The organism is Rhodobacter sp. 24-YEA-8, from assembly GCF_900105075.1.
Lineage (GTDB): Bacteria > Pseudomonadota > Alphaproteobacteria > Rhodobacterales > Rhodobacteraceae > Pseudogemmobacter.
In genome coordinates this window covers 2,411,451-2,437,552 of sequence record NZ_FNSK01000001.1, presented here as the reverse complement: position 1 = coordinate 2,437,552, position 26,102 = coordinate 2,411,451, and the positions used below count along the sequence as shown (strand labels likewise).

General features: G+C 62.8%; 28 protein-coding genes. 22 read left to right on the top strand and 6 right to left on the bottom strand.

The genetic code is table 11. The annotated features are described in order from the left end of the window. Genes BLW25_RS25240 through BLW25_RS11950 form a run of 3 tightly spaced genes read right to left on the bottom strand, consistent with a single transcriptional unit; the run spans window position 1 to window position 1,640 of the window. Window positions 1–126 (bottom strand): hypothetical protein, encoded by a 126-nt coding sequence (locus tag BLW25_RS25240; RefSeq protein ID WP_283176111.1) that lies wholly within the window; start codon window positions 124–126, stop codon window positions 1–3. Beyond that, complete coding sequence (locus tag BLW25_RS11955; protein ID WP_092899312.1) at window positions 123–668, bottom strand: hypothetical protein; 546 nt, start codon at window positions 666–668, stop codon at window positions 123–125. Before BLW25_RS11955 ends, BLW25_RS25240 begins: the two co-directional genes overlap by 4 nt. 9 nt (window positions 669–677) lie before the next feature. Then, complete coding sequence (locus tag BLW25_RS11950) at window positions 678–1,640, bottom strand: aspartate carbamoyltransferase catalytic subunit (RefSeq protein WP_092899310.1); 963 nt, start codon at window positions 1,638–1,640, stop codon at window positions 678–680. Between the two features lie 92 nt (window positions 1,641–1,732). Between BLW25_RS11950 and BLW25_RS11945 the strand changes: the two genes are divergently transcribed. Genes BLW25_RS11945 through moaB form a run of 4 tightly spaced genes read left to right on the top strand, consistent with a single transcriptional unit; the run spans window position 1,733 to window position 4,229 of the window. After that, on the top strand, window positions 1,733–2,668 hold the full coding sequence (locus BLW25_RS11945; protein ID WP_253188401.1) for a uracil-DNA glycosylase: 936 nt from the start codon (window positions 1,733–1,735) through the stop codon (window positions 2,666–2,668). Continuing rightward, entirely contained in the window at window positions 2,665–3,027 is a 363-nt protein-coding gene (locus BLW25_RS11940; protein WP_143040500.1) for a hypothetical protein, read from the top strand. Before BLW25_RS11945 ends, BLW25_RS11940 begins: the two co-directional genes overlap by 4 nt. A 45-nt stretch (window positions 3,028–3,072) precedes the next feature. Further along, window positions 3,073–3,702 carry a LysE family translocator gene (locus tag BLW25_RS11935; RefSeq protein WP_092899306.1) on the top strand — a complete coding sequence of 210 codons (630 nt, stop codon included), beginning with the start codon at window positions 3,073–3,075 and terminating at the stop codon, window positions 3,700–3,702. Continuing rightward, the gene (moaB, locus tag BLW25_RS11930) at window positions 3,699–4,229 is read left to right on the top strand and encodes a molybdenum cofactor biosynthesis protein B (RefSeq protein ID WP_092899304.1); all 531 of its coding nucleotides are present in this window, start codon (window positions 3,699–3,701) and stop codon (window positions 4,227–4,229) included. The genes BLW25_RS11935 and moaB overlap by 4 nt, the downstream gene beginning before the upstream one ends. Before the next feature lie 174 nt (window positions 4,230–4,403). Here moaB and BLW25_RS11925 read toward each other — a convergent pair whose 3' ends face one another. Together BLW25_RS11925 and BLW25_RS11920 are read right to left on the bottom strand one after the other, a co-directional pair. After that, window positions 4,404–5,327, bottom strand: coding sequence for a dimethylarginine dimethylaminohydrolase family protein (locus BLW25_RS11925; protein ID WP_092899302.1), 924 nt, complete (start codon window positions 5,325–5,327; stop codon window positions 4,404–4,406). Between the two features lie 17 nt (window positions 5,328–5,344). Further along, entirely contained in the window at window positions 5,345–6,928 is a 1,584-nt protein-coding gene (locus BLW25_RS11920; protein ID WP_092899300.1) for a zinc-binding metallopeptidase family protein, read from the bottom strand. A gap of 181 nt (window positions 6,929–7,109) precedes the next feature. On the opposite strand from BLW25_RS11920, the gene BLW25_RS11915 reads away from it, so the two are divergent. The 6 genes from BLW25_RS11915 (at window position 7,110) to BLW25_RS11890 (ending at window position 13,683) form a co-directional block, all read left to right on the top strand. Continuing rightward, a complete protein-coding gene (locus BLW25_RS11915) occupies window positions 7,110–7,994 on the top strand; it encodes a LysR substrate-binding domain-containing protein (protein WP_092901980.1) in 885 nt (294 codons plus the stop codon). Window positions 7,995–8,166: 172 nt separating this feature from the next. Next, entirely contained in the window at window positions 8,167–9,195 is a 1,029-nt protein-coding gene (locus tag BLW25_RS11910) for an ABC transporter ATP-binding protein (protein ID WP_249499176.1), read from the top strand. Between the two features lie 75 nt (window positions 9,196–9,270). Then, complete coding sequence (locus tag BLW25_RS11905; protein ID WP_092899297.1) at window positions 9,271–10,383, top strand: ABC transporter substrate-binding protein; 1,113 nt, start codon at window positions 9,271–9,273, stop codon at window positions 10,381–10,383. A gap of 69 nt (window positions 10,384–10,452) precedes the next feature. Further along, window positions 10,453–11,265, top strand: a complete 813-nt coding sequence (locus BLW25_RS11900) for an ABC transporter permease (RefSeq protein WP_092899295.1) — start codon at window positions 10,453–10,455, stop codon at window positions 11,263–11,265. Further along, the gene (locus tag BLW25_RS11895) at window positions 11,262–12,071 is read left to right on the top strand and encodes an ABC transporter permease (RefSeq protein ID WP_092899294.1); all 810 of its coding nucleotides are present in this window, start codon (window positions 11,262–11,264) and stop codon (window positions 12,069–12,071) included. The genes BLW25_RS11900 and BLW25_RS11895 overlap by 4 nt, the downstream gene beginning before the upstream one ends. Window positions 12,072–12,081: 10 nt before the next feature. After that, window positions 12,082–13,683, top strand: a complete 1,602-nt coding sequence (locus tag BLW25_RS11890) for a 5-guanidino-2-oxopentanoate decarboxylase (RefSeq protein WP_253188399.1) — start codon at window positions 12,082–12,084, stop codon at window positions 13,681–13,683. 64 nt (window positions 13,684–13,747) lie between these two features. Here BLW25_RS11890 and BLW25_RS11885 read toward each other — a convergent pair whose 3' ends face one another. Further along, window positions 13,748–15,343: a phosphoenolpyruvate carboxykinase gene (locus tag BLW25_RS11885; protein WP_092899292.1), complete on the bottom strand. Its 1,596-nt coding sequence runs from the start codon at window positions 15,341–15,343 to the stop codon at window positions 13,748–13,750. 347 nt (window positions 15,344–15,690) lie between these two features. Between BLW25_RS11885 and BLW25_RS11880 the strand changes: the two genes are divergently transcribed. The 12 genes from BLW25_RS11880 (at window position 15,691) to BLW25_RS11825 (ending at window position 26,094) form a co-directional block, all read left to right on the top strand. Beyond that, window positions 15,691–16,392 (top strand): response regulator transcription factor, encoded by a 702-nt coding sequence (locus tag BLW25_RS11880; RefSeq protein WP_092899290.1) that lies wholly within the window; start codon window positions 15,691–15,693, stop codon window positions 16,390–16,392. Continuing rightward, window positions 16,389–18,131, top strand: coding sequence for a sensor histidine kinase (locus BLW25_RS11875; RefSeq protein ID WP_092899288.1), 1,743 nt, complete (start codon window positions 16,389–16,391; stop codon window positions 18,129–18,131). Before BLW25_RS11880 ends, BLW25_RS11875 begins: the two co-directional genes overlap by 4 nt. A gap of 4 nt (window positions 18,132–18,135) precedes the next feature. Next, window positions 18,136–18,561, top strand: a complete 426-nt coding sequence (locus BLW25_RS11870) for an HPr kinase/phosphorylase (protein ID WP_253188398.1) — start codon at window positions 18,136–18,138, stop codon at window positions 18,559–18,561. Window positions 18,562–18,564: 3 nt separating this feature from the next. Continuing rightward, window positions 18,565–19,503 carry an RNase adapter RapZ gene (gene rapZ / locus BLW25_RS11865; RefSeq protein ID WP_092899284.1) on the top strand — a complete coding sequence of 313 codons (939 nt, stop codon included), beginning with the start codon at window positions 18,565–18,567 and terminating at the stop codon, window positions 19,501–19,503. Beyond that, a complete protein-coding gene (locus BLW25_RS11860) occupies window positions 19,500–19,895 on the top strand; it encodes a PTS sugar transporter subunit IIA (RefSeq protein WP_092899282.1) in 396 nt (131 codons plus the stop codon). The genes rapZ and BLW25_RS11860 overlap by 4 nt, the downstream gene beginning before the upstream one ends. Window positions 19,896–19,922: 27 nt before the next feature. Next, window positions 19,923–20,186 (top strand): HPr family phosphocarrier protein, encoded by a 264-nt coding sequence (locus BLW25_RS11855; protein WP_249499169.1) that lies wholly within the window; start codon window positions 19,923–19,925, stop codon window positions 20,184–20,186. Between the two features lie 74 nt (window positions 20,187–20,260). Then, window positions 20,261–21,139, top strand: coding sequence for a lysophospholipid acyltransferase family protein (locus BLW25_RS11850; protein ID WP_253188396.1), 879 nt, complete (start codon window positions 20,261–20,263; stop codon window positions 21,137–21,139). A gap of 78 nt (window positions 21,140–21,217) precedes the next feature. Beyond that, entirely contained in the window at window positions 21,218–21,895 is a 678-nt protein-coding gene (locus BLW25_RS11845; protein WP_092901972.1) for an HAD family hydrolase, read from the top strand. 10 nt (window positions 21,896–21,905) lie between these two features. Further along, complete coding sequence (locus BLW25_RS11840; RefSeq protein WP_092899278.1) at window positions 21,906–22,862, top strand: sugar-binding transcriptional regulator; 957 nt, start codon at window positions 21,906–21,908, stop codon at window positions 22,860–22,862. A gap of 130 nt (window positions 22,863–22,992) precedes the next feature. Further along, the gene (locus BLW25_RS11835) at window positions 22,993–24,306 is read left to right on the top strand and encodes an ABC transporter substrate-binding protein (RefSeq protein WP_092899276.1); all 1,314 of its coding nucleotides are present in this window, start codon (window positions 22,993–22,995) and stop codon (window positions 24,304–24,306) included. A gap of 81 nt (window positions 24,307–24,387) precedes the next feature. Beyond that, complete coding sequence (locus BLW25_RS11830; RefSeq protein WP_092899274.1) at window positions 24,388–25,260, top strand: carbohydrate ABC transporter permease; 873 nt, start codon at window positions 24,388–24,390, stop codon at window positions 25,258–25,260. Window positions 25,261–25,263: 3 nt separating this feature from the next. Then, complete coding sequence (locus tag BLW25_RS11825; RefSeq protein ID WP_092899272.1) at window positions 25,264–26,094, top strand: carbohydrate ABC transporter permease; 831 nt, start codon at window positions 25,264–25,266, stop codon at window positions 26,092–26,094. Window positions 26,095–26,102 lie beyond the last annotated feature (8 nt).

Below are 26,102 nucleotides of genomic sequence, written 5' to 3'. Positions count from 1 at the left end.
TCAGCCTCCGACCCAGACAAAAACCACGGTCAGCACGACGAGGATCAGCAGGACCGCTGTGGCGACCATGCCGCCCTGGCGCATCTCGGCCTTTGTGGGTTTGCGATTGGGGTCGGGCGTGGTCACGGGAAGGTTCCTTCCGGCAGCGCGCGGCGCAGGCTGTCTCGCTGTGCGGCACTGAACAGGGTTATGGTGGAGCTGGCAGGCCAGCTGCCGTCAGGGTCGGGTTTTCCGGCCTGGACCAGGCAGGAAAACCTGCGGATGCGAAAAAAGCGGATCCCGGATACAGAATAGGCGCGGCGGCGGAGCCTGCCAAAAAGCCGGCGCTCAACAAAGAAGGTCCCCTGCTCCAGCCGATATTCGATCACGAGCCCGCCAGCCAGGATGACGACCAGCATGAAGACCGCGAAAACGAAGATTGCGGCCGCGATCAGCGCGAAGGCGATTTCGACCGGCGGCAGCGGTTCGCCGGTTCCGGCTAGTGCAGTGGCAAGGCGCAGGACGGGGTAAAAGCCCATCACAGAGCCGATGACCGCGATCAGGGCATAGATGCGCATATCCGGCCGGGCCTGCCACAGGATCACAGGTGCAGGCGCGGCGCCAGCTCCGGCCTGTTCCCGCGTCATGGCCTGATCCTGTGCCCCGGTCTGCCCCCGGTTCGCGGTCATCCGGTCGCCTCAGACATAGCTCTCGGCGATCCGGCGGCCGCGCTCGCTGCGCAGATTGCGCGCCAGCAGATCCATACAGGCCATCCGCACCGCGACCCCCATCTCGACCTGGTCCTGGATCACCGAGCGGTTGATATCATCGGCGATCTCGCCATCGATCTCGACGCCCCGGTTCATCGGGCCGGGATGCATCACGATGGCATCGGGTTTGGCATAGGCCAGTTTCTCGGCATCCAGCCCGTAGCGGTGGTAATATTCCCGCATCGACGGAATGAACCCGCCATCCATCCGCTCTTTCTGAAGCCGCAGCATCATCACCACATCGGCGCCTTTCAGCCCCTCGCGCATATCCTCGATGATGGTCGCGCCCAGTTCCGCAAAGCCCGAAGGCATCAGCGTCGGTGGCCCGATCAGGCGCAGGTTATTGCCCATCTTGCCCAGAAGGATCAGGTTCGAGCGCGCAACGCGGCTATGGGCGACATCGCCGCAGATCGCGATGGTGAGCCGGTCGATCCGCCCCTTGGCCCGCCGGATGGTCAGCGCATCAAGAAGCGCCTGGGTCGGGTGCTCGTGGCGCCCGTCGCCGGCATTCAGCACCGCGCAATTCACTTTGGACGCCAGAAGGTTGACCGCGCCCGAGGCCCCGTGCCGCACCACCAGCAGATCTGGATGCATCGCGTTCAGCGTCATCGCGGTGTCGATCAGCGTCTCGCCCTTTTTCACCGAAGAGGTCGCCATATTCATGTTCATCACATCGGCACCAAGGCGCTTGCCCGCGATCTCGAAGCTCGACTGCGTACGGGTCGAGTTCTCGAAAAACATGTTGATCTGCGTCATCCCCGCCAGGGTGTCGGACTGTTTCACCGTGCGGCGGTTCAGATCGACATAGCGGTCGGCGAGATCGAGGATGGTGGTGATCTCCATGGGCGAGAGCGGCTCGATCCCGAGAAGGTGGCGGGCATGGAAAGCCATGGCGTGATCCCTGTAATGTGCGTGATCTCTTATCGCAAAGCGGGGGAAAAGGGGCAAGCGCCGCTGACGGTGCCGCTTTGGCGGCGGCTGGCTTGTGGCGCGACGCTGCGGGCATTAGCCTGCGCGCTATGGGAATCGAAACCGGGATCATGGCAGGGGCGGCGGAACCGGATGGCGCAGGGCCGGACCCGGCGGCATTTGCCGCAGCCGTGGCCGCTGACTGGAATGCCTCTTACGCCGCGCTGGACTGGCAGCTTGACTGCGGCATCGACGAGGTGATCGGCGAGGCACCCGTCAACCGCTATGAGGTCGTGATCGAAAAGCCGGTCCGCGCGGCCCCCCCCGCGGCCACGGCGCGCGGTCAGAACCCGACCCGCCAGAACGCTGTCTCTCAGAATTACGACCCATCGCCCGAGCCGCAGATTGATCCGGTCGCGGTCGCCAGCGCCACAGCCGCCTCGGCCACCACGCTGGAAGCGCTGGAAACAGCCATTCGCGGCTTCGATCTGTGCGATCTGAAACGCGGTGCCCGCAACACGGTCTTTGCCGATGGCAATCCGAAGGCACGGGTTCTGATTCTGGGCGAGGCGCCGGGCCGCGAAGAGGATATCGAGGGCCGCCCCTTTGTGGGCGAGGCCGGGCAGCTTCTGGACCGGATGTTCGGGGCCATCGGTCTGACCCGCCAGAGCCCCGATCCGGCCGCGTCTTTCTACATCACCAATGTCATGCCCTGGCGCCCCGAAGGCAATCGCGACCCCAGCCCGGCCGAGATCGCCATGCTGCGCCCCTTTGTCGAACGCCATATCGCGCTGGCCAACCCGGATGTGATCGTTGTGATGGGCAATACGCCGCTTGTCGCGCTGACCGGCAATCGCGGCATCCTGCGCCAGCGCGGCACCTGGACCCGGGCGCTGGACAAGCCGCTTTTGCCGATGACGCATCCGGCTTACCTTTTGCGCACCCCCGCCGCCAAACGCGAGGCCTGGGCCGATCTGCTCGCGCTCAGGGCCTTTCTCGACAAGGCATGATCATGCGTCCTGCCGCCATTCACATACTGGCGCTGAAGCCGCTGACTTCAAATTCCCCGGGGGGGCACCAACCGGCGCGAAAGACGCGGCTGAAGACCGCTTTTGACCCGATGGGGCGGTTCATCGGGGGAAATACCGCGAGTGTGGCCGGTTTTGCGCCAACCCTGTCTGAAATCGCCATCGCCGCCCGGGCGGCAGACGGAGGGGGCGCTCGCCTTTCATATGGCAAGCGGTTGCAACCGGGGTCCTATGATGATCTGGCCGGGACGCTCTCATATATCCCGCGCGACGAATTCCTGACCGCGATGGATGAAATGCCGGAAAGACCGCGCCTGCCGGTGATGACCCCATGTCTGTAACCCATCGCCTGCAAACCTTAGCCCTTAAAAATCGGGTGGCTTTTGATGTTTCCCATTGATGCCGTGACATTGCTGGCCTTCCTGCCGGCCGCGCTGGCGCTGAACCTGACGCCAGGGGCGGATATGATGTTCGTGCTGGCCCAGGGGCTGAAAGGCGGCGCGCGTGCGGGCATGGCGGCCAATCTCGGCATCGCGCTTGGCTGTTTCGTGCATGTCCTGATCGCCGGGCTGGGGCTCGCGGCGCTCTTGAAAGCGCATCCCATGGCCTTTGAAGTGATCCGCTGGGGCGGTGTCGGCTATCTCTTGTGGCTGGCGGTCAAATCCTGGAATGCCGGGCGACCCGAGATCGCATCTGTCGCCCGCGCGCCCGCAGCCAGGGTGTTTCGCGAGGCGCTGGTGGTCAATCTGCTGAACCCGAAAGTGGCGCTGTTCATTCTTGCCTTCCTGCCGCAATTCGTGACGGCATCAAAGCCGGTTCTGCCGCAATTCCTGGCCCTTGGGCTGATCATCTGCGCCGGGGGGCTGGTGATCAACGGCGCGGTCGGGATATTTGCCGGGCGCCTCGGGCGGGCGCTGCTCGGATCGGACCGGCTGGCGCGGGGCATGAACCGCGCAACCGGCGGCATTTTTGCAGCGCTTGCCCTGCGCCTTGCCGTGATGGAGCGTGCCGCATGACCGAAAGAGAGTTCATTCCCACCCGCATCGCCGTGCTGACCGTGTCTGACACCCGCAGCCTGGCCGAGGACCGCTCCGGCGACACGCTGGTGGCACGCCTGGAAGGGGCGGGGCATATCCTCGCCGCCCGTGCCATTATCACCGATGACCGCGCGCTGATCGCGGATCAGCTGCGCAGCTGGATTGCCGACCCCGGCGTCGATGTGGTGATCTCGACCGGCGGCACCGGGCTGACCGGGCGGGACGTAACGGTCGAGGCACATCAGGACGTCTATGAAAAGGAAATCACCGCCTTTTCCACCGTCTTTACCATTGTCTCGATGCAAAAGATCGGCACTTCCGCCGTGCAAAGCCGCGCCTGCGCCGGCGTCGCGGGCGGCACCTATCTCTTCGCGCTGCCGGGCTCCACCGGCGCCTGCAAGGATGCCTGGGACGAGATCCTCGTCAAGCAGCTCGATTACCGGCATGGTCCCTGCAATTTCGTGGAAATCTTCCCGAGGCTTGAAGAACACAAGCGGCGGAAGTGAGCCCTGGCGCCCGGGCCTGACCCGGGTGAAGCCCGGGAATGGAGGGTGGGAGAAGGACGGGGTCTTGCGGACCCGGATCTCATACGCCTGAGATCTGAGGTGATGCTGACGGCGCTGAAAAGGTGGTCAGCCAGGCGAGGCAAAGCCCGCGCGCGACTGACCAGCAGATCAGAATCAGCCCTGGCGTTTCAGCGCCTGGGCCATGCAATGGATGCCGCCGCCGGTTTTCGAGATTTCCGCGGTATCGACCACGGCCACGTCAAAACCGCGGGCTCTCAGCTGGCCGATCAGGGTTTGTGAGGCCTGGGGCGCGATGATGCGATCCCCGCCAAGGCTCATGAAATTGCAGCCGAGCGCCATCGTGTCCTGGAAAGGCACATCGATGATTTCATGGCCTTTCGCCTTCAGCCAGTCGACAATCGCGGGTTCCGTACATGCAAGGCAGACGGCGGTCAGTTTCGGTGCGATCGGCACCACCATCAGGTCGATATGGACGTAATATTCGTCGATAAAGGCAAGGCGGACCTCCCAGCCCTCATCCTCGAACCAGCCCGCCACCTGGCGCGCGCCGTCTTCATTTGTGCGCGCGCCGCCACAGCCGACCAGCAGCACGCCTTCTTCGATCACGTTGAAATCGCCGCCCTCGAAGGTGCCGGCGGTGACCATGTCATAGATCGGGATGCCGAGGCTTTCGTAATGGCGGATGGCGGCATAGTTCTCGCCGCGCCGCCAGGGCTGGCTCATGGCGGTGATCACGGCGCCGTATGGGGTCATCACGGACGAATCGCGGGTATAGACCTGCATCGGGAGTTCCGCCTCGGGCGGCACGGTATGTACGCGAACGCCAAAGCTCTCATAGGCCGCTTTCAGCTCTTTATGCTGCGCCTGGGCCTCCTGGATGTTGCAGGGGTTTTCGCGCAGATGTTTGCGCGACAGCGACGAGGTTGCCATATGACGCAGATAGGCCGGATCGCCCAAAAGCACATCGGTCAGACGGTCGGTCTCATTCGCAAAGCCCCAATTCGCCAGCGGCGCGGTGCCGCCACCTGCCTTGCGGCGCTGGAGGGAAAAGGGTTCAGGCTTCGTTTGCACGTTCATTTTTCTCTCCTGTTGGGTCAGGCGCCTGGCATGGTGGAGGGAATCCACCAGTCGCGCCCGCGTGGGGTGGTGACATATTCCGGCCAGCGGAAATGGATGGGCGGGTCGTAATCGCAAAGAGGCGGGATCGGCGCAGCGGCGCGGCGGGTCTCGAATTCGGCCCACATCGCGGCGCGGGTCTCCGCATCTTCGAGGATGCGCAGCGCCGAGAGCGCCAGCACCCCGGCGGCGGTCTGCACCATAGGGTCGATGGTCTCGGGGATGCCGCCAAGCGCGTTCATCACCCAGGACGGGTAGACATAGCCCTTAGGGGCGCTCAGCGCAGGCCGCGCGATGTAGAACCGCGCGGTGGGCGCGTGCCAGGTCATGTCGGTGTAATCATCCGAGGTGGAATTGGCCTGCGAGGGTGGCAGATCTTCGCGCAGGATCCGTTCGGCCTCCTGCGGCGTTATCAGCCGTGTCATCTCGGGGATGAAGGGCTCTGCCATGGGCGAGAGGCCGAGACCCGACTGGATCTCGCGGGCGATGTCTTTCGCGGCCTCGCCCCATGCGGGGGCGCCGGTGGCCTGCATCGCTTCCCAGACCACATTTGCGATGGCGTGGTTCGCAAGACCGGGGCGCGATTTGCAGACCCAGTGCCGTTCCACGCGGCAGCCTGTCATCGCCGCTGCATGTTCGGCGTTGCGATCCAGTGCGGCGGTCACCGCCTCGGCCATGGCAAGGGTCGGCACCCGCATCATATACTGGATTTCGGCGAGACCTGCGGGAAGGTTGTCAGCGGTGGCCTGGCCAGCCGTCAGGATCGCCTCGGAAATTGACCAGCCGCCCTGATGCGGCAACATCGAATCGCGCAGGGATTTTGACGTCAGGAACATCAGGTTCAGCGCGTCATTGGCGCCGGGCGCACGTACCGCCGAATGCGATTGCGGGATGGGCGCGCCGTCATGCGCGCCCCAGTTTTGCGGCTCATCGCAGATAAAACGGTAGATCATCGCATAGGCCGCGCCACAATGCGTGTTCCAGCGCACCGTATTGCACATCGGCAGCATGTAGAATGGGTGGAACGAGAGGATCGCCGCCAGCCCGTCATAATAGCCTTTTGCGGCATGGATCGGCTTTGAGCCACGCACCTTTTCCGCCGGCTCGCCGGTAAAGCGCAGCCCGCCTTTAATGCCGTGTTTCTCCATCGCGGCTTTGGTGGCCAGAAGCCCCGCGAGCCCGGCAATCCCGAGGCCCGAATGCGGATCGGTATGGCCGCCGGCCTGATAGCCCAGGCCTTCGCGCGGCTCGCGCCGGGTGGAGGCTGCCTGGCAATTGCCCGGAACGGCGTCATATTCCGCATACATGCCGATCACCGGGGCACCCGCAGATTCGGGCCCGTTCGACCAGGTGGCACAAAAGGCGGTCGGCATCCCCGCCGATCCCTCTTCGACGTCGAACCCTTCGGCACGCAGCTTTTCGACATACCAGGCGCAGGAACGGTATTCGCGCCAGGCGGTTTCGCCATAGGAAAAGATCGTGGCGCACCAGTCCGAATGCTCGGCTGCACGGGCTGTGACGCTGGCAAGGGCGGTGGACTGGGCGGCGGAAAGCTGAGACATGACCCGGGCTCCGGTTCTGGGGCAAGGGGGCGGAAGGGGCCGCCATTCTTCTTTCAGGGCTAACAGCGCGTCGCGGTTGCGCGAAAGTGAAACCTTTTCCCAGGTTCGGCAAAGAAAATTCACCTTTTGCTTGTGCCGGGCGGGGAAAGCCGCAGACTGGCGCAAAGCCAGCGAGGTGAGCATGGCCCGTATCCCCTCGACCCAGGCGTTGCGCGCGCTGGAGAGCTTTGCCCGCCATGGCACGGTCTGGCAGGCGGCGGATGAGCTGAACCTGACCCGCAGTGCGGTCAGCCATCAGCTGCGGCTGCTGGAGCGCGATCTCGGCTTTCGCCTGACCAGCCGCATCGGCACAAGGGTCGAACTGACGCCGCAGGGCCAGGCCTATGCCACAGATATCCGCCGCGCGCTGTCGATGATTGCGGGATCGGCCACGCGCAATGCGGCGCGGGGCGTGACCGGAACGCTGTCGGTCAGCTGTCCGCCGGGCTTTGCCTCCAGCTGGCTTTGCGGCAAGATCGGCGGGTTTGTTGCGGATTTTCCGGATGTTACGCTTTCGGTGCAGACGCCGCGCCGGCTGGATGAAGTTGCGAACCCCGATGTCGATATTTTCATCACCTTTGGCGAAGGCAACCAGCCCGGGATGGATGTCGAGCTGTTGAAGGAGGTGGATTTCACGCCGCTTTGCAGCCCGGCCTGGCTGAACCGCTTTGAATCGATGGCGGATACCGGCGCGCTTCTGGGCGCCACTTTGCTGCATCTGGGCGATTACGAGGATTGGGAAAGCTGGTTCCGCCTTGCCGGTATGCCGGTCGAAGCGGCGCAGAATGGCATCCGTTTTGCCGATATGAACCTGGTTTACGCGGCAGCGCTTGGCGCCCAGGGCATCGCGATGGGCGATGAGTTCATCTGCCAGGATGCGATCCGCGCCGGCCATCTGGTCAGGCCCTTTGACCTTTCGGTACGTTCGGTCCGATCCTATTTCATGGTCGTACCACCGGAAAAGGCGGGCAACCCGACGGTCGGGGCCTTTCGGGACTGGCTTCTGGGCGAGCTGATCGGAGATTGATGCCTTTTTGATCGGCAGGAGGAGGTTCGGCAAATTCTGTTTCCCGAATGGGTGAAAAACTTTCTATTGTTTTTCAGAGCCCCGCATCTCAGGCTCAGGTGGATATTCTGCCCGGTTCCCGCCGCAACCTGCGGCCGGCGCCGGCACCCGGAACTCTGGCAAGGGATACCAAGTGACGCAGGCAGCAGAAATCGGAGCATCAGGGATCGGCAAGATGTTCGGGCGCTTCACCGCGCTGAAGGACATTTCCATGACCGTCGGGCGCGGCGAGTTTGTGACGCTTCTCGGGCCTTCGGGATCGGGGAAAACCACGTTCCTGATGATCCTTTCAGGTTTCGAGGCCCCCACCTCGGGGCAGCTGACACTGGACGGGCGCGAGATGACCGAAACGCCGCCCGAGGCGCGCGGTTTTGGCATGGTGTTTCAGGGCTATGCGCTGTTCCCGCATATGACGGTCGAGGAAAACATCGCCTTTCCGCTGAAGGTGCAGGGGCGTTCAGCGGCGGATATTTCCAGACGTGTCAAAGACATGGTCGAGATGGTCGGCCTTGGCGGGCATGGCCATAAACGGCCTGCGGGCCTGTCGGGAGGGCAGCAGCAGCGGGTCGCTCTGGCCCGCGCGCTGGCCTATTCACCGCCGGTTCTGCTGCTGGACGAGCCGTTTTCAGCGTTGGATAAGAACCTGCGCGGGCAGATGCAGGATGAGATGCGCCGGATCCACCAGGAAACCGGCACCACCTTTGTTTTCGTGACCCATGACCAGGAAGAAGCCCTGGCTCTTTCCTCCAGGATTGCGATTTTCGAGAAGGGTCAGTTGCAGCAGATCGCGCCGCCGCGCGAGGTCTATGAACGGCCCTCGAATCGGTTCGTTGCGGAATTCCTGGGCGATATCAATATTCTGCCGGTGACAGCCTCGCAGATCGAAGGCCGCGCCATTCACCTGCCGGATGGGACGGGCGACAACCTGGCGATCAGGCCGGAGAATATGGGCCTCTCGCTGACCGAGCCCACCTGCGGCAATGCGCTGCCGGTCGAATTGCGCGACCTGACCTATCTTGGCGCCGAAACCCGCCTTGCGCTGGCGACCAAAGGCGGCGTGCCGGTTACCCTCCATATGCCGACTGCGAAACTCCCGGAGGGTCTTGCCCCGGGTGCTGCGGTCTGGACCAGCTGGGAGGCGAGCCGCGGTTTCATGCTTTAAGCGAACGATCCGGGACAGATCCGCCATCAGATGCGGGCGCCGGGAGACAGAAAATCCTCAACAGGGAGATGGATTATGAACGGACCTTTCCAGCGTGATCAGTTGGAAATCCTCGCGATGAAAGCCCGCAAGGGTCAGATTTCGCGGCGGAATTTCAACACGGGTCTTGCGCTTTTGCTGGGAACATCTGCGGTCGGGCTGGGAAGCCGCGCCGATGCGCAGACCAAAGAACTGGTACTGGTGAATTGGGGCGGCGATGCCGGTACCGCCTATGATGCGGCCTATGGCAAGCCCTTCCTTGAGGAGACGGGCATCACCGTGCGCCAGGACGGATCGGGCCCGACCGAGGGCGCGATCCAGGCCCAGGTGGAAAGCGGCAAACCGACCTGGGACCTCGTGGATGTCGATCCGTTCTCGGCCGAAGCACTTGGCAAAAAGGGTATGATGGAGCCCATCGACTACACAGTGGTCGACAAGTCGAAATTCCGCGAGGGTTTTGGCTGGGACTATGCCGCCTCGACCTATTTCTTCTCTTACGTCATTGCCTATGATGCGAAGAAATTCGGGGACAACCCGCCGACCGGCATCGCAGATTTCTTCGATGTGGAAAAATTTCCCGGCAAACGCGCGCTTTATAAATGGGGCGTTGGTGTCTGGGAGGCGGCTTTGCTGGCCGATGGTGTGGCACCGGCAGATCTTTATCCGCTGGATATCGAGCGCGCGCATAAGAAGCTTGCGGCCTTCCGGGACAATGTCGTGGCCTTCTGGGGTGGCGGGGCGGAAAGCCAGTCGCTGCTGCTGGATGGCGAGGCCTCGATGGCCATTGTCTGGTCGACCCGCGCGCGCCTGATCGAACAGGATTCGGGCGGCGACGTGAAATTCATCTGGAAGGATGGCTTCGTCTCGCCCGGCGCGCTTGGCGTGGTGAAGGGCAATCCCGGCGGTGCCGAAACCGCGATGCAGTTCCTCGCCTCGGTGCAGGATCCCAAGAAACAGCTGATCATGTTCGAGATGCTGGGTCAGGGGCCGGCGAACCCGGCCGCAGATGCGCTGCTGCCGGCCGAAGATGCCAGATACAACCCGGTGGCCGCTGATAACTATGCCCAGCAAATGCCGATCGATATGGCCTGGTATGAGACCAATTACGGCCCGGCGCTGGATGAATATCTGAAGATCATCTCGGCCTGACCTGAACCCGACCTGAACCCCTGACCCCTGGCCATTCCGGCCCGGGGTCTCTTGCCCGAGGGGGTGCCCATGCTCCGATCCCGCCTGTTTCTGCTGGCTCCGCTGCTGATTTTCCTGGCGCTGGCTTATCTGATCCCGTTCCTCGGCGTCATGCGCTGGAGCGTGACCCTCCCCGAGCCCGGGCTTGACCAGTACAAGACCGCGCTGACCGATCCGCTGGTTCTGAGCGTGATCTGGCGCACGGTCAGGATCTGCGCGCTGGTCACGGTGCTGGCGGTCGCAATGGCCTATATCATCACGCTGCTCTGGGTGCGGGGCGGGCCGGTGATGCGGCTTTTCGTCGAGCTCTGCATCCTGATCCCTTTCTGGATTTCCGTTCTGACACGGGCCTTTGGCTGGCTGGCGCTGCTCTCAAACCGGGGCATCATCAACACCTGGGGCCAGGATCTCGGGCTGCTGGCAGAGCCGCTGACGCTGGTCCGCAATGAATTCGGCGTCGTGCTGGGGATGGTGCATTTCCTCATCCCCTTCGCGGTCTTCCCGTTGGCCTCTGCCATGCGCGCGGTGGATGAACGTGTGCTTCTGGCTGCGCGCGGCATGGGGGCATCGCGGGCGCGCGTCTTCTGGCAGGTCTTTGTGCCCATGACCAGGACCGGCATATTCGGTGCGCTTTTGCTGGTCTTCGTCTTCGCGCTTGGCTTCTTTGTCACGCCTGCGCTGCTTGGCGGCGGTCGCTCGGTGCTGGTCGCGGAACTCATCTGGCTGAGGATCTTCCAAAGCCCGGACTGGGGCCTTGGCGCCGCGATCTCGGTGATCATGATGGTCTCCATCGGCATTTTGCTGATGCTGACGATGAAATATGCGAAAGGGCCGGGCCGATGATCACGCTCAAGCCGGGTCTCCTTGCGACGATCCTTGCGGCTATGGTCGCGGTGTTTCTGCTGATGCCGCTGATTGCGGTGGTGCCGGTCAGCTTCACGCCCGGGCGCAACCTGTCGATGGCCGGGGATGAATGGTCATTGCGCCATTACCGGGCGCTGATCGAGAACCCGGCCTGGGGGCAGGGGGTCTGGCTTTCGATTCGCATCGGGCTGGTCGCGAGCCTGTTTTCCACCGCTCTCGCCACCGCTTTCGCGCTTGGCATCTGGATGCTGCAGCCGCGATTTGCCGGGCTTTACATGGGGATCGCGATGCTGCCGATGGTGGCGCCGCCGGTCGTCTCGGCGCTGACGCTTTACTTCTTCCTGACCTCGCTCAGCCAGTGGAACGGGGTCGTCGGCTATGACACGTTCTTTGGCGTGGCGCTGGCGCATTCGGTCATGGTCGCGCCCTTCGCCGTCGTGCTGATCACGGTCGCACTGAGCCAGGTGGACCGCCGCATCGACCTTGCCGCGCGCTCGATGGGGGCAGGGCTGATGACGCGGGTGTTCCGCATCATCATGCCGAATATCCGCTTTGGCCTGATTGCCGCATTTTTCCTGAGCTTTGTGCTGTCCTGGGAGGAAATCGGCGTGACATTGTTCATTACCTCGGTCAATGCGGTGACATTGCCGCGCCTGATGTGGATGGGCTTGCGGGATAATATTGACCCGGCAATTGCCGCGATTTCGGTGGTGCTGATTGCGATTGTGGTCGCGGTCGTATTGATCAAAACCGTCGTGCAATTGCGGCAGGGCCAGCAAAGATAGGGATGAAGACGTGACTGCGAATATCTCAACCGGGGTTTATCTGACCCACCTTCTGCGCAGCTATGGCGTCGAGGTGGTGTTCGGCATCCCCGGCGTTCACACGGTAGAGCTGTATCGCGGCCTCGCCGGTTCCGGCGTGCGCCATGTGACACCGCGCCATGAGCAGGGCGCGGGTTTTATGGCCGATGGATATGCGCGTGCCAGCGGCAAGCCCGGTGTTTGTTTCATCATCACCGGCCCCGGCATGACCAATATCGTGACCGCAATGGGCCAGGCCTATGGCGATTCGATCCCGATGCTGGTGATTTCGACCGTCAACGCGCATGGGCGGATGGGCTCTGGCGAGGGCTGGCTGCATGAGCTGCCCAATCAGCAGGCGCTGGTTTCGGGCGTGGCTGCGTTCTCGCGCACGGTGAACCGGCCCGAGGAACTGGCGGGCGCACTGGCCCAGGCCTTTGCGGTATTCTACGGCGCGCGGCCGCGCCCGGTGCATATCGAACTGCCGATCAATGTGATGCTCGCGGATGCCGGCCATCTGCCTTTGCCAAAGCCAATGATGCTGTCGCTGCCCGCACCCGCGCCCGCAGCCCTGCGCGAGGCGATCCAGGCCCTGGAAGGCGCAGAACGCCCGGTGATCCTCGCCGGTGGCGGTGCACAGCGGGCCGAAGTCGGACGGCTGGCCGAGCTGTTCGACGCGCCGCTGGTGATGACGACCAATGCGAGGGGGCTGCTGCCGCCGGATCATGCGCTGGCGGTGCCTGTTTCGGCATCGGTCGCCAGCACGCGCGCGCTGATCGCGGGCGCCGATGTCGTCCTGGCTATCGGGACCGAACTGGGTCTGACCGATTACGACATGTATGAGGATGGCGGTTTCGCACTGCCGGGCACCCTGATCCGCGTCGATCTCGACCCGGTGCATATGGCACGGGGGATCACCCCTTCGCTCGCGATCACTTCGGATGCGGCGGAATTTGTGGCGGCGGTGCTGGCCGACCCGCCCCCGGCCGCAAAGAAGGATGGTGCGGCGCGGGCGGCAGGGGCGCGCGAGGGGCGTGCCGCTCTCTCGGATGCCTATCTGCGCGACCTGGCGCTGCTCAATATCGTGCGTGATACGCTGCCAGGCGTGCGGATGGTGGGCGATTCGACCCAGCTGACCTATGCCGGGAATATGGCATATGAAGCGGCCTCGCCCGGTACCTGGTTCAATTCGGCTACGGGCTACGGCACTTTGGGCTATGGTCTGCCTGCAGCGATCGGTGCGAAGCTTGCGGATGACCGCCCTGTGGTGGGGATCTCGGGCGATGGCGGGCTGCAATTCTCGCTCTCGGAACTGGCATCTGCCACCGAGGCAGAAGTGCCGGTGATCCTGCTCGTTCATGACAACAGCGGTTATGGCGAGATCAAATCCTATATGGTGGCGAAGAACATCCCGACGCTTGGGGTCGATATCTATACGCCCGATCTTGCAGCGATCGCTGCGGCCTCGGGCTGGCATGTCGAACGCGTCTCGGAACTTGAGACCCTGCCGGGCTTTCTGCGCGAGGGGGCTGCACGCAAAGGGCCGACAATGCTGATCTTCGGTGATGATCTGCGCGCCCAGGTATCGCTCTAAAATCAAACAAAACCGCCCGGAAACACAGGTTTCCGGGCGGCTCTGATTTCACTTATCGAACATTTCAGCCAATCGCGGCGGCGCGGACATCTGCGTCGATATGTTCGACATATTGTCCGAAGTTTTTCGAGAACATGCCGACCAGAACCTGGGCCTGTGCGTCATAGGCTGCCTTATCCGCCCAGGTCTCGCGCGGGTTCAGAAGCACCGGATCCACGCCGGGCACATCGACCGGAACTTCAAAGCCGAAATTCGGATCTTTGCGGAACTGCACCCGGGCAAGCGAGCCATCCAGCGCCGCCGTCAGCAGCGCGCGGGTCGCCCTGATCGGCATCCGACGTCCGGTGCCGTGCTTGCCGCCGGTCCAGCCGGTGTTCACCAGCCAGCAGGAAGCGCCGTGCTTTGCGATCTTCTCTTGCAAGAGCTTGCCATAAACTTCGGGCCGGCGCGGCATGAAGGGGGCGCCGAAACAGGTCGAGAAGGTCGGCGTCGGCTCGGTCACGCCGCGCTCGGTCCCCGGGGTTTTCGAGGTGAAGCCCGAGAGGAAGTGATACATCGCCTGGGCCGGCGTCAGCCGCGAGATCGGCGGCAGCACTCCGAAAGCGTCACAGGTCAGCATCACCACATTCTTCGGCATCCCACCCAGACCGGTGGGTGAGGCGTTGGAAATATAATCCAGCGGATAGGCGCAGCGCATATTGTCGGTGAGCGAATTGTCTTCGAAATCAAGCTCAAAGGTCTCGGGATCCCAGACCATGTTTTCGACCACGGTCGCGAAACGATGGGTGGTGCCATAGATCTCCGGTTCGGCCTCGGCCGAGAGATTGATCGTCTTGGCGTAGCAGCCGCCCTCAAAGTTGAAAGTGCCCGTATCCGACCAGCCATGTTCATCATCGCCGATCAGGATGCGCGAGGGGTCAGCCGAAAGCGTGGTCTTGCCGGTGCCGGAAAGACCAAAGAAGACGGCCGTGTCATCGGGGTTGCCGATCGCATGATTGGCCGAGCAATGCATCGGCATCACGCCCTTTTCGGGCAGCAGGTAGTTCAGGATGGTGAAGACCGATTTCTTGTTCTCGCCACCATATTCGGTATTGGCGATGAGCACGGTCTTTTCGTCAAAGTTCAGCGCGATGACGGTATCAGTGCGGCAGCCGTGACGTTCGGGGTCAGCCTTGAAGGACGGCAGGTTGATGATCGTCCATTCAGGTTCGAAAACGTCAAGTTCAGCCGCCTCAGGGCGCCGCAGAAGGTGGCGGATGAACAGATTATGCCAGGCAAGCCCGCTGATCACCCGCACATCGACACGGTGCGCGGCATCGGCGCCGGCATAGAGATCCTGGACGAAAACCTCGCGCCCCTTCAGGTGATCGAGCATATCGGCCTTGAGCAAAGCCCAGGCACCCTCGGTCATCGCTGCGTTGTTTTCCCACCAGATGGTGTTTTCGGTCGAAGCCGAGCGCACCACGAATTTGTCCTTCGGCGAACGGCCGGTAAATTTCCCCGTCGTGCAGAGAAAAGCGCCGCCTTTGCCGATATGGCCCTCGCCGCGGGCAACCGCAGCTTCGACAAGTCCAGGTTCGCGATAGTTGTAATGAACAGTGCCAGCGCCGCTGATCCCCTGGTGGTCCAGAGTGCGTTTCGGGTTCACGCGTCCGTTCATAGTCATATCCGTGCCAAGCTCCGGTCGCCGCGCGCCTGGCGCGGCCTTGGTTGAAACTGCGCCCGGGCCTTGGGCGCAAGGGCAAACCCTATCCGTTTGTACTGCCCTCTTCGCGCCTATAACACGCGGTTGCGAAAGGAAAACAGCAACCTTTCAGGGAGTTAGCGCAACCATTCCAAGGTTAGCGCAACCACCGGCGGCAGCCTGCCCACAGTGAGGCATATTCGCCATGCTGCCGTATTTTCGTGACGCTTTTCCTGCCGGAACGGGTGGGTGATTCGTTTCTTGTTGATTCCTGCCCGCGCATTGAGGATTATATCCCGATAAGAAACAGAGCAGGATATATTATGTCGCGCATCGCCCTGGTGGACGACGACAGGAACATTCTGACGTCCGTCTCGATGACCCTCGAAGCCGAGGGGTTCGAAGTCGAAACCTATACTGACGGCCAGTCGGCCCTGGATGCCTTTAATCGCCGCATGCCCGACATGGCGGTTCTTGATATTAAAATGCCCCGCATGGACGGGATGGACCTTTTGCAGCGGCTTCGTCAGAAGACCGCGATGCCGGTGATCTTCCTCACCTCGAAAGATGACGAGATCGACGAAGTGCTCGGTCTGCGCATGGGCGCGGATGACTATGTCAAAAAGCCCTTCTCGCAGCGGTTGCTGGTCGAACGGATCCGCGCGCTGTTGCGGCGTCAGGATGCCGGCGTGGCGACGGATGCACCGGTTTCCGAAGAGAATAAGGTGATCGAGCGCGGCGAGCTCAGGATGGATCCGCTGCGTCATGCGGTGTCATGGAAAGGCCGCGATGTCTCGCTGACGGTCACGGAATTCCTGCTGTTGCAGGCCCTGGCGCAGCGCCCGGGTTTTGTGAAGTCGCGTGACCAGCTGATGGATGTGGCTTACGATGATCAGGTCTATGTCGATGACCGGACCATCGACAGCCATATCAAACGGCTGCGCAAGAAGATGCGGACCGTCGATGAGGAATTCTCGGCCATCGAAACGCTTTACGGCATTGGTTATCGCTACAACGAAGAATGACAGCCTCGCCGCGCCTTGGGCCTGACAATCACAACTCCCGTACCGGAACTGGCCGGCGCGGGGGGCAAGTTCTGCTGGGCGAAGACTGGGTCTCGCCAGAGAGCATTCCCGATGAACAGCGCGGCGCCCGCCCATTGGGCGGGCTTGTCGCGCTGAACCGCAGCCCGCTGGCGCGTAAGATCGTCATATTCAACCTGATGGCGCTGATCATCCTTGTGGCGGGGGTGCTGTTCCTCAATCCGTTCCGCGACAGCCTGGTCCTGAGCCGCGAGGCGGGACTTGTTCGCGAGGCGCGGCTGATTTCCGGCGTGTTCGAGGCCAGCCAGACTGGCCCGGCCACCGCGCCGGGTCAGGCCAACCCGGAGGGGCAGGCCATCCCGGCGGCGCTTTATGACTATTCCGCCGCGCTGCGTCGTGTCGATCTGGCGCCGGGCGTGGTGGCCTTCATCTTCGACGCCGAGGGCGCGATTCTTGCGACCCGCACCGGCCCCGAAAGCGATCTGGTGGCCCGTCGTCCGACGGTGATCACCGATTTTCTGAACTCGGTCTGGGACGGGGTTTCTGTGGTGCTGTCACTGGGCCGCACCCAGCTGGAAGGCGAGGACAGCGCGACGCTGGCGCGCCGGCTTTTGCCGAATGCGATGGCGGGGCAGACCGCCTCTTCGACCGGCCTGGGCCCGGATGGCGGCAAGGTGTTTTCGGTCGCGACCCCGGTGGCGGTCGGGGGCGAGGTACGTTCGGTCCTTGTGCTGTCTTCGGCGGCGGGCGAGATCGACCGGCTGGTACGCTATGAGCGGGAGCAGGTCCTCCAGGTCTTCATCGTGGCGCTGCTGGTCTCGGTCGGGCTTTCGCTGGTGCTGGCCTCGACCATCGCCAATCCGCTTTCGGATCTGGCGGCGGCGGCCGAGATCGGGCGCGGCGGAGACGGCGGTAAGGTTTCGCCGGGGCGGGTGCGGATCCCGGATCTCGCAGCGCGTCCCGATGAGATCGGGCGCCTCTCGGTCGCGATGCGCGGCATGGTGGCGGCGCTTTATGATCGTATTGATGCCAATGAACAATTTGCCGCCGATGTGGCGCATGAGATCAAGAACCCGCTCGCCTCGCTGCGCTCGGCGGTCGGCTCACTGCGCTTTGTGAAAAAGGAAGAGCATCGCGAGAAACTTCTCGATGTGATCGAACATGATGTGCGGCGCCTCGACCGTCTGGTCTCGGATATTTCGAACGCCTCGCGGCTCGATTCCGAATTGGTGAAGGAGGAGGAGGAGGAATTCGACCTCGTCCATACCCTGACCAATCTGACGCAATATCTGGGCGAACAGGCGGCGGAGGCGGAGGTCGATTTCCTGACTGACCTGCCTGCGGGCAAGATCATGATCCGTGGCCTTGAGGCGCGGCTGGCCCAGGTTTTCGTCAATCTGATCACCAATGCGATCTCCTTTTGCGAGGCCAGCGACGCCGTGCGGGTCTGGGCGCGTCAGCGCGAGAACCGCGTGCTGATCGTGGTGGAAGATACCGGTCCGGGTATTCCGGAACAGGCGCTGACCAAAGTGTTCAAGCGCTTTTATTCCGACCGGCCCGAGACGCATTTCGGCAATAATTCCGGCCTTGGCCTGTCGATCTCGAAACAGATCGTCGAGGCGCATGGCGGGGTGATCTGGGCCGAGAACATCCGCCACCCGAATGCCGACCCCAATTCCGAGCCGCTGGGCGCGCGTTTCGTGGTCGGTCTGCCGGTCTGACGATGTGACGGAAACGCAGATCCTGCATGCCAGTTCGGTTGCCATCGGGGGGCGGGGGGTGCTGATCCTCGGCCCTTCGGGGGCGGGGAAATCGGCGCTGGCGCTGAAACTCATGGCTTATGGCGCGGCGCTGGTCGCGGATGACCGGACCGCGCTGACCGTGTCGGGCATTGGGGTAGAGATCTCCTGCCCCGCGCAGGCGATAAGCGGGCTGATCGAGGCGCGGGGGGTCGGCATCCTGCGGGTCACGCCCTCGGGCCCGGTGCCGCTTGCTCTGGTGGTCGATCTGGGGCAGGCCGAGACCGAGCGACTGCCACCCCGGCGCCACACATCTATACTTGGATATGAACTGCCGCTTGTGCTGCGGGCGCAAAATGACCATCTTGCCGAAGGATTGCTTGCCCTGATGACGGGCGGGCGACAGGAGTGAGCTATGGATGCCTCTTCGGCGGCCCAATCCCGGGACGCGGTGCCCGGGGAATTCAGACTGGTCCTTGTGACCGGGCCGTCAGGCGCCGGGCGGACCACTGCCATCCGGGTTCTGGAAGATATCGGCTATGAGACGATCGACAATATTCCCCTGAGCCTGATCCCGCGTCTGCTGGAGGGGACTGCCCCTGACCGGCCCGTGGCCCTGGGGCTTGATGTCCGGAACCGCGATTTCAACGCCACCGCGCTGATCGAGCTGATCGATGGGATGGTGCGTGACCCCGGGGTCTCGCCGATGGTGGTTTACCTGGACTGCGCCTCGCCCGAACTGATCCGCCGCTATTCCGAGACCCGGCGGCGCCACCCGCTGGCCCCCGATGAGACCCCGGCCGAAGGTATCGCGCGCGAGCTGGATCTGCTGACCCCGATCCGGGTCAGGGCCGATCTGCTGATCGACACGACCGAGCTGTCGCCCCACGACCTGAAAGCCGAGATCAAGCGCTGGTTCGAGCCGGACATATCCGGTCGCCTCGCGGTGTCGCTGCAAAGCTTCAGCTACCGCCGCGGTTTGCCGCGCGGGGTGGATATGGTCTTTGATTGTCGCTTTCTGAAGAACCCGCACTGGAACCCCGCGCTCCGCGCTTTGGACGGGCGGGACCCGGCCGTGCAGGCGTTTCTGGCGCAGGATCCGAATTTCGCCCCCTTTCTTGACCGGGTACGGGATCTGGTTGAATTTCTGCTCCCGGCTCAGGTGGGTGAGGGCAAGGCGCATCTTGCAATCGGGTTTGGCTGCACCGGCGGGCAACACAGATCGGTTGCTATAGCAGAATTGATGGGCAGTGCCCTTGCGCAGGCCGGCTGGCCGGTGTCAAAACGGCACAGGGAACTGGAACGCAAGGCCGGCGAGATGCCTGGCCCAGCTGACAAGGTGTCTGTGGCTTGATCGGGATTGTAATCGTCGCTCATGGAGGGCTGGCGCGGGAATATCTTTCCGCTGTGGAGCATGTTGTCGGCAAACAGGACGGCATGATCGCCATTGCGATTGAAGATGACCATGACCGCAACGCAAAACAGGCCGAAATCATCGCCGCCGCCAATTCGGTTGACAGCGGTGAGGGGGTCGTTGTGGTGACGGATATGTTCGGGGGATCGCCCTCGAATCTGTCTTTGCCGGCCTGTACGGCTTCGGGACGTCGCATTCTTTATGGCGCGAACCTGCCAATGCTGATTAAGCTGGCGAAATCGCGCGATATTCCTGTGCCAGAGGCGGTTGCGGCCGCGCTGGATGCCGGGCGCAAATATATCAACAGCCTTGACCTCGGCGGCGGGATCTGAGGCGGAGTTTCGACCTGGGGATTGCTCTTGAGGACTTTCAGAATCGTCAATGAGAAGGGGCTTCATGCCCGCGCCTCGGCGAAATTCGTCGAGACGGTCGAGGCGCATGACGCCCGCGCGCTTGTCTCCAAGGACGGGATGGAGGTTTCTGGGGATTCGATTATGGGTCTTCTGATGCTTGCCGCCTCGCGCGGGACCTCAATCGACGTGACGACGTCGGGCGCCGATGCGGAGAAACTTGCCGATGCATTGGAGGCCCTGGTTGCCGGGCGCTTCGGAGAAGACTATTGAGGGCTGTCTTCGTGGAATGAGGGGTCCGGTTTTCGGGCCTGTTCCGGGGAATACACGCTGAGGATCGTCGCTTCGTGACCGAGCAAAGCCCGCCCACCGCCAAACCCGCAGCGCCGGCTCCGGTGGACAGACCCTATGATATGCGCCGGCTGTCTTATGCCGGAACCTTCCGCAACCCGTTCAAGGCGAATACGATTCGCACGATTGAATGGTTTACGGCGAAGATCCGGCTTTTGTCGCTGATCCGCAGCTTCGAGAAATCAGGTGCCCCTTTTGGCGCCCCCTTCTGGCCCAAGGCGATCCGCCATATGGGCATCCGCATCGACACGCCACCCGAGGAAATCGCCCGCATCCCGAAAACCGGTCCGGTCGTCGTGGTGGCGAACCACCCCTCGGGTCTGGTCGATGGCATGATCATGGCCGAGATGATCACCCGGGTGCGGCCCGATTTCAAAATCCTCACCCGTTCGCTTCTGACCGGCATCCCCGAGGTTGAGGAATTCATGATCCCGGTGCCCTTCCCGCATGAAGACAATGCGCGCGAAGAAGGTCTGAAGATGCGCAACGAGACCCTCGCGCAGCTGAAAAAGGGCGGCGTGATCATTCTCTTCCCCGCCGGCAAGGTCGCGATGTCCGAGACCTGGTTCGGCCCGGCGATCGAGGCGGAATGGAATGTCTTCACCCATAAGATCGTGAAATCCACCGGCGCCACCATCCTGCCGATCTATTTCCCCGGTCAGAACAGCCGCAGCTTCCTGATCGCGAACAAGCTGTCGGATACGTTGCGCCAGGGCCTTTTGCTGCGCGAGATCAAGCGCGCGCTCTTCAAACCGCAGAGACCCCATATCGGCGAGCCGATTCCGGCGGATGAGCTGAAGAAATGGGAAGGCAATCCGCGCGGCTTCCTCGCCTGGCTGCGCGCGCATACGCTGGCTTTGGGCAAGGCGCGCTGACGCAACCCGGGCTTTCGGCCCGCGCCGGAATGGGTAAGATATGCGCCGGCTTCGCTTCGGGGCATAGTGCGGGGCATGATGACTGTTTCACCTGAGCTGCTGATCCTCGATTGCGATGGCGTGCTTATCGACAGCGAGATCATCAGCGCGCAGATGCTGGTGGCGGAGCTGGCGCAGCTGGGCGTCGAGATCGACCTCGCATATGTCGCCCGCCATTTTCTGGGGCGCAGCTATCCGACGGTGATGGCGACGATCCGTGCTGATTTCGGCCTCGATCTGCCGCCTGAATTCGAAACGGGCTACCGCGAGGCGCTGCTGGCCGCGTTCAGGCGCGATCTGCGCATCATGCCTGGCGTGGCGGCGATGCTGGACCTGCTGGCGGTGCCGGTCTGTGTCGCCACCTCGTCCAGCCCGCGCCGGGTTGAGACCTCGCTCGGGCTTGTGGGCCTGTGGGACCGGCTCGGCGCGGTGACCTTTACCGCAAGCGAGGTGGCGCGCGGTAAACCTGCGCCTGATCTGTTCCTTCATGCCGCAGCGCGGATGGGGGTGGCGCCTGCGGCATGTCTCGTGATCGAGGACAGCCTGACGGGTTTGCGCGCGGCTAAGGCGGCGGGCATGGAGGTCTGGCGCTTTACCGGGGGCAGTCATATGGGCTCTGATACGCCGGAAGAGCCCGAAGACGCCCGCCCGACCCGCCGTTTTGACGATTTTTCCCGGTTTTTCGACAGCGTGCCTGCATTGAGGAGACCGCAATGAGGAAACCACAATGAGCCGCGCCGATACAGAACCCAGCCTGCTTGACGATGCCGCCCGTGCCGGCTGGCTCTATTATGTCGGTGGCATGACCCAGGACCAGATCGCGGGCGAGTTGGGTATCTCGCGTCAGCGCGCCCAGCGTCTGGTCAGCCGCGCCATGGCCGAAGGGCTGATCCAGGTGCGGCTCAATCATCCGATCGGCGCCTCGATGGATCTTGCGGCGCGTCTGAAGGATCGTTTCGGGCTGGCGACCTGCCGCGTGGTGCCGGGGCTCGGGCCGGGCGCTGACCCTGCCGCAGGGATCGCCGGTGCGGCGGCAGCCGAACTGGAGCGGGTCCTGCGGATGGAGGATCCTCTGACCATCGGCTTTGGCACCGGCCGCGCGCTGCGCGCCCTTGTCGAGGCGCTGGAGCCGATGGCCGCGCCGCAACACCGTCTGGTCTCGCTGATCGGCAATATCGCCCCCGACGGATCGGCGAGCTTTTTCGATGTGGTGATGCGGCTCGCCGACCGGGTCCAGGCGCCGCATTACCCGATGCTGGTGCCTGTGGTGTCTTCGACCGCCGAGGAACGTGCCGAATTCCATGCGCTTGGCCCCGTCAGGCGGGTACTTGAACTCGCGCGCGGAGCGGATGTGGTCTTTGTCGGCGTCGGCCAGATGTCGGATGACGCGCCATTGCACCGGGACGGATTTGTCAGCGATGCCGAATTGCGCGAGATGCAGGCGGCGGGCGCCGCAGGCGAGGTCGCGGGCTGGGTCTTTGATTCGGATGGCCATTACCTCGATTTCGGGATCAACACACGCACCGGTGGCCTGAGGGTAGATCCAGGCCTCTCCCGCCCTGCCATCGGCATTGCTGCGGGTGCATCCAAGGTGCCGGGCATCCATGCCGCGCTGAAGTCCCGCATAATCAATGGTCTCGTCACCGATTCCCCAACTGCCGAAGCCCTGTTGTCGCGCGGCTGAGCCGCCTGTCACCCTCGCAGCTGCGGCGGAGGAAAGGGATTGACGAAACACCCCTGAATATGAGCAATTGATCACAATGCGATGAATTGCTCATTTAAGGCGCTTCAGACGCAGCCAGGGAGGATTACCAATGAAATTGTCGCACCGCGCCATGTTTGGCGCGACGGTTGCTCTCGCCCTTTCCGGGGCGGCGATGGCCGAAACCACCATCACCGTCGCCACTGTGAACAATGGTGACATGATCCGGATGCAGGGGCTGATGGATGGGTTCTACGCGAAACATCCCGACATCAGGGTCGATTGGGTGACGCTTGAGGAGAACGTCCTGCGCCAGCGCGTCACCACAGATGTGGCGACCAAAGGCGGCCAGTTCGACGTCATGACCATCGGCACCTATGAGGCCCCGATCTGGGGCAAGCAGGGCTGGCTGGTGCCGCTGAATGATCTGCCCGCCGATTATGATGTGGATGACCTGCTGCCGGCGATCCGGGGCGGGTTGACCGTCGACGGCAATCTCATCGCTGCGCCATTCTATGGCGAAAGCTCGATGGTGATGTATCGCACCGACCTGATGGAAAAGGCCGGGCTGACCATGCCGGACGCGCCGAGCTGGGCCTTTATCAAAGAAGCCGCCGCCGCGATGACCGACAAATCGAATGAGGTCTACGGCATCTGCCTGCGTGGCAAGGCGGGCTGGGGCGAGAATATGGCCTTCCTCTCGGCCATGGGGAACAGCTTCGGTGCGAAGTGGTTCGACATGGACTGGAAGCCGCAATTCGACCAGAAGCCCTGGAAGGATACGCTGGATTTCTACCTTGATCTGATGGGCAATTATGGCCCTCCGGGGGCGGCGAATAATGGGTTCAACGAAAACCTCTCGCTGTTCCAGCAGGGCAAATGCGGCATGTGGATCGACGCGACCGTGGCGGCGAGTTTCGTGACCAATCCGGCGGAATCGACCGTGGCCGATAAGGCCGGCTTCGCGTTGGCGCCCGATAACGGGCTGGGCAAGCGTGGCAACTGGCTCTGGGCCTGGAACCTTGCAATCCCTGCGGGCACGCAGAAGGAAGAGGCCGCCAGGACCTTCGTCGCCTGGGCAACCAGCAAGGACTATCTCGCGCTGGTGGCGGAAAAAGAGGGCTGGGCCAATGTCCCCCCGGGCACCCGCCAGTCGCTTTACGACAATCCGGAATATCAGAAACTGCCCTTTGCGAAGATGACGCTTGAATCGATCAATGCGGCCGATCCGAACAATCCGGCGGTGGATCCGGTGCCCTATGTCGGGGTGCAATTCGTGGCGATCCCGGAATTCCAGGGGCTTGGCACGGCGGTCGGGCAGATGTTCTCGGCGGCTCTTGCGGGGTCTGATACCGCCGAGGGCGCGCTGGCCAAGGCGCAGGCCTTTACCACGACCGAGATGACCCGGGCGGGCTATATCAAGTGATCGGTTAAAAGGTTCCTCCCGGCGGGGCTGCCTTCTTTACGCAGCCCCGCCACCTTCTTCCCCGTATTTCAGGACCACATCATGGCGACCGAACAGTCCAGGACGGCTGCGCGTCTTATGGTCTCTCCGGCGGTTATCCTGTTGTTTTTGTGGATGATCGTGCCGTTGGGCATGACGCTTTACTTCTCATTCCTGCGCTACAACCTCCTGATGCCGGGGATGGAGAGCTGGACCGGGTTCGACAATTATTACTATTTCATCACCCAGCCCGCCTTCTGGCCAGCCCTGACCAATACGCTGCTTCTCGTGCTGGGCGTGCTGGCGATCACGGTGGTCGGAGGCATCGCACTTGCCCTGTTGCTGGATCAGCCATTCAGGGGCCAGGGCGTGGTGCGGGTCATGGTGATTGCGCCCTTCTTTGTCATGCCGACCGTGGCCGCGCTGGTCTGGAAGAACATGTTCATGAACCCCGTGAACGGGATGTTTGCGCATCTCTTCAAAGCCGTGGGGCTGCAACCCTTTGATTTCCTGAGCCATGCGCCGCTGGCCTCGATCATTCTGATCGTCGCCTGGTCCTGGCTGCCTTTTGCGACGCTGATCCTTCTGACCGCGTTGCAAAGCCTTGACCGCGAGCAGATGGAGGCCGCCGAGATGGATGGCGCCGGCTGGCGCAGCCGCTTCTGGCACCTGACCCTGCCGCATCTGACGCGGCCCATCACGGTCGTGATCCTGATCCAGACGATTTTCCTGCTTTCCGTCTTTGCCGAGATCCTCGTCACCACCAATGGCGGGCCGGGCACGGCGTCGACGAACCTGCCTTTCCTCGTCTATTCGCAATCACTTTTGTCCTTTGACGTCGGCGGCGGTGCGGCCGGAGGCATCATCGCGGTCATCCTCGCCAATATCGTTGCGGTCTTCCTGATGCGGATGATCGGCAAGAATCTGGAGGTCTGAGCCATGGCGCGCAGCACAAGCCCCGCCCGGACATGGGCCGTCACCATCGCGGCCTGGACGATCGGTTTCCTGATCTTCTTCCCGATCCTGTGGATCTTCATCCTGTCCTTCCGGACCGAGGGCGACGCTATCAAAGCGCCGCTTGAGGTCCTGACCGCGCCCTGGACGATGGAGAGCTATCATGTCGTCCAGGAACGCTCGAACTACTTCCTGCATTTCATGAATTCGGTGATCATCTCGCTCGGATCGACCGTGCTGGCGCTGGTCATCGCGATCCCGGCGGCCTGGTCGATGGCCTTTGTCCCCGGCAAACGCACCAAAGACCTGCTGATGTGGATGCTTTCTACCAAGATGATGCCGGCGGTCGGCGTGCTGGTGCCGCTTTACCTGTTGTTCCGCGATTTCGGCCTGCTGGACAGCCGCATCGGCCTGGTTGGCGTGCTGACCCTGATCAACCTGCCGATCGTGATCTGGATGCTCTACACCTATTTCCGCGAGATCCCGGGCGAGATCCTCGAAGCCGCGCGGATGGACGGCGCCAGTCTGAGCCGCGAGATCCTCTATGTCCTGACCCCTATGGCGGTGCCGGGGATCGCCTCGACCATGCTTCTGAACATCATCCTGGCCTGGAATGAGGCCTTCTGGACATTGCAGCTGACCACCAGGAACGCGGCCCCCCTGACGCAGTTCATCGCCAGCTATTCCAGCCCCGAGGGCCTTTTCTACGCGAAACTCTCGGCGGCCTCGACCATGGCGATCGCGCCGATCCTGATCCTTGGCTGGTTCAGCCAGAAACAACTCGTCCGCGGCCTGACCTTTGGCGCGGTGAAGTGAGGTAAAGA

Excerpts from the sequence above, each read along its gene's own strand:
- BLW25_RS11955 (WP_092899312.1), bottom strand. The coding sequence starts at position 668 with ATGACCGCGAACCGGGGGCAGACCGGGGCACAGGATCAGGCCATGACG.
- BLW25_RS11950 (WP_092899310.1), bottom strand. The coding sequence starts at position 1,640 with ATGGCTTTCCATGCCCGCCACCTTCTCGGGATCGAGCCGCTCTCGCCC.
- BLW25_RS11940 (WP_143040500.1), top strand. The coding sequence starts at position 2,665 with ATGATCATGCGTCCTGCCGCCATTCACATACTGGCGCTGAAGCCGCTG.
- BLW25_RS11935 (WP_092899306.1), top strand. The coding sequence starts at position 3,073 with ATGTTTCCCATTGATGCCGTGACATTGCTGGCCTTCCTGCCGGCCGCG.
- moaB (WP_092899304.1), top strand. The coding sequence starts at position 3,699 with ATGACCGAAAGAGAGTTCATTCCCACCCGCATCGCCGTGCTGACCGTG.
- BLW25_RS11925 (WP_092899302.1), bottom strand. The coding sequence starts at position 5,327 with ATGAACGTGCAAACGAAGCCTGAACCCTTTTCCCTCCAGCGCCGCAAG.
- BLW25_RS11920 (WP_092899300.1), bottom strand. The coding sequence starts at position 6,928 with ATGTCTCAGCTTTCCGCCGCCCAGTCCACCGCCCTTGCCAGCGTCACA.
- BLW25_RS11915 (WP_092901980.1), top strand. The coding sequence starts at position 7,110 with ATGGCCCGTATCCCCTCGACCCAGGCGTTGCGCGCGCTGGAGAGCTTT.
- BLW25_RS11905 (WP_092899297.1), top strand. The coding sequence starts at position 9,271 with ATGAACGGACCTTTCCAGCGTGATCAGTTGGAAATCCTCGCGATGAAA.
- BLW25_RS11900 (WP_092899295.1), top strand. The coding sequence starts at position 10,453 with ATGCTCCGATCCCGCCTGTTTCTGCTGGCTCCGCTGCTGATTTTCCTG.
- BLW25_RS11895 (WP_092899294.1), top strand. The coding sequence starts at position 11,262 with ATGATCACGCTCAAGCCGGGTCTCCTTGCGACGATCCTTGCGGCTATG.
- BLW25_RS11885 (WP_092899292.1), bottom strand. The coding sequence starts at position 15,343 with ATGAACGGACGCGTGAACCCGAAACGCACTCTGGACCACCAGGGGATC.
- BLW25_RS11880 (WP_092899290.1), top strand. The coding sequence starts at position 15,691 with ATGTCGCGCATCGCCCTGGTGGACGACGACAGGAACATTCTGACGTCC.
- BLW25_RS11875 (WP_092899288.1), top strand. The coding sequence starts at position 16,389 with ATGACAGCCTCGCCGCGCCTTGGGCCTGACAATCACAACTCCCGTACC.
- rapZ (WP_092899284.1), top strand. The coding sequence starts at position 18,565 with ATGGATGCCTCTTCGGCGGCCCAATCCCGGGACGCGGTGCCCGGGGAA.
- BLW25_RS11845 (WP_092901972.1), top strand. The coding sequence starts at position 21,218 with ATGACTGTTTCACCTGAGCTGCTGATCCTCGATTGCGATGGCGTGCTT.
- BLW25_RS11840 (WP_092899278.1), top strand. The coding sequence starts at position 21,906 with ATGAGCCGCGCCGATACAGAACCCAGCCTGCTTGACGATGCCGCCCGT.
- BLW25_RS11835 (WP_092899276.1), top strand. The coding sequence starts at position 22,993 with ATGAAATTGTCGCACCGCGCCATGTTTGGCGCGACGGTTGCTCTCGCC.
- BLW25_RS11830 (WP_092899274.1), top strand. The coding sequence starts at position 24,388 with ATGGCGACCGAACAGTCCAGGACGGCTGCGCGTCTTATGGTCTCTCCG.
- BLW25_RS11825 (WP_092899272.1), top strand. The coding sequence starts at position 25,264 with ATGGCGCGCAGCACAAGCCCCGCCCGGACATGGGCCGTCACCATCGCG.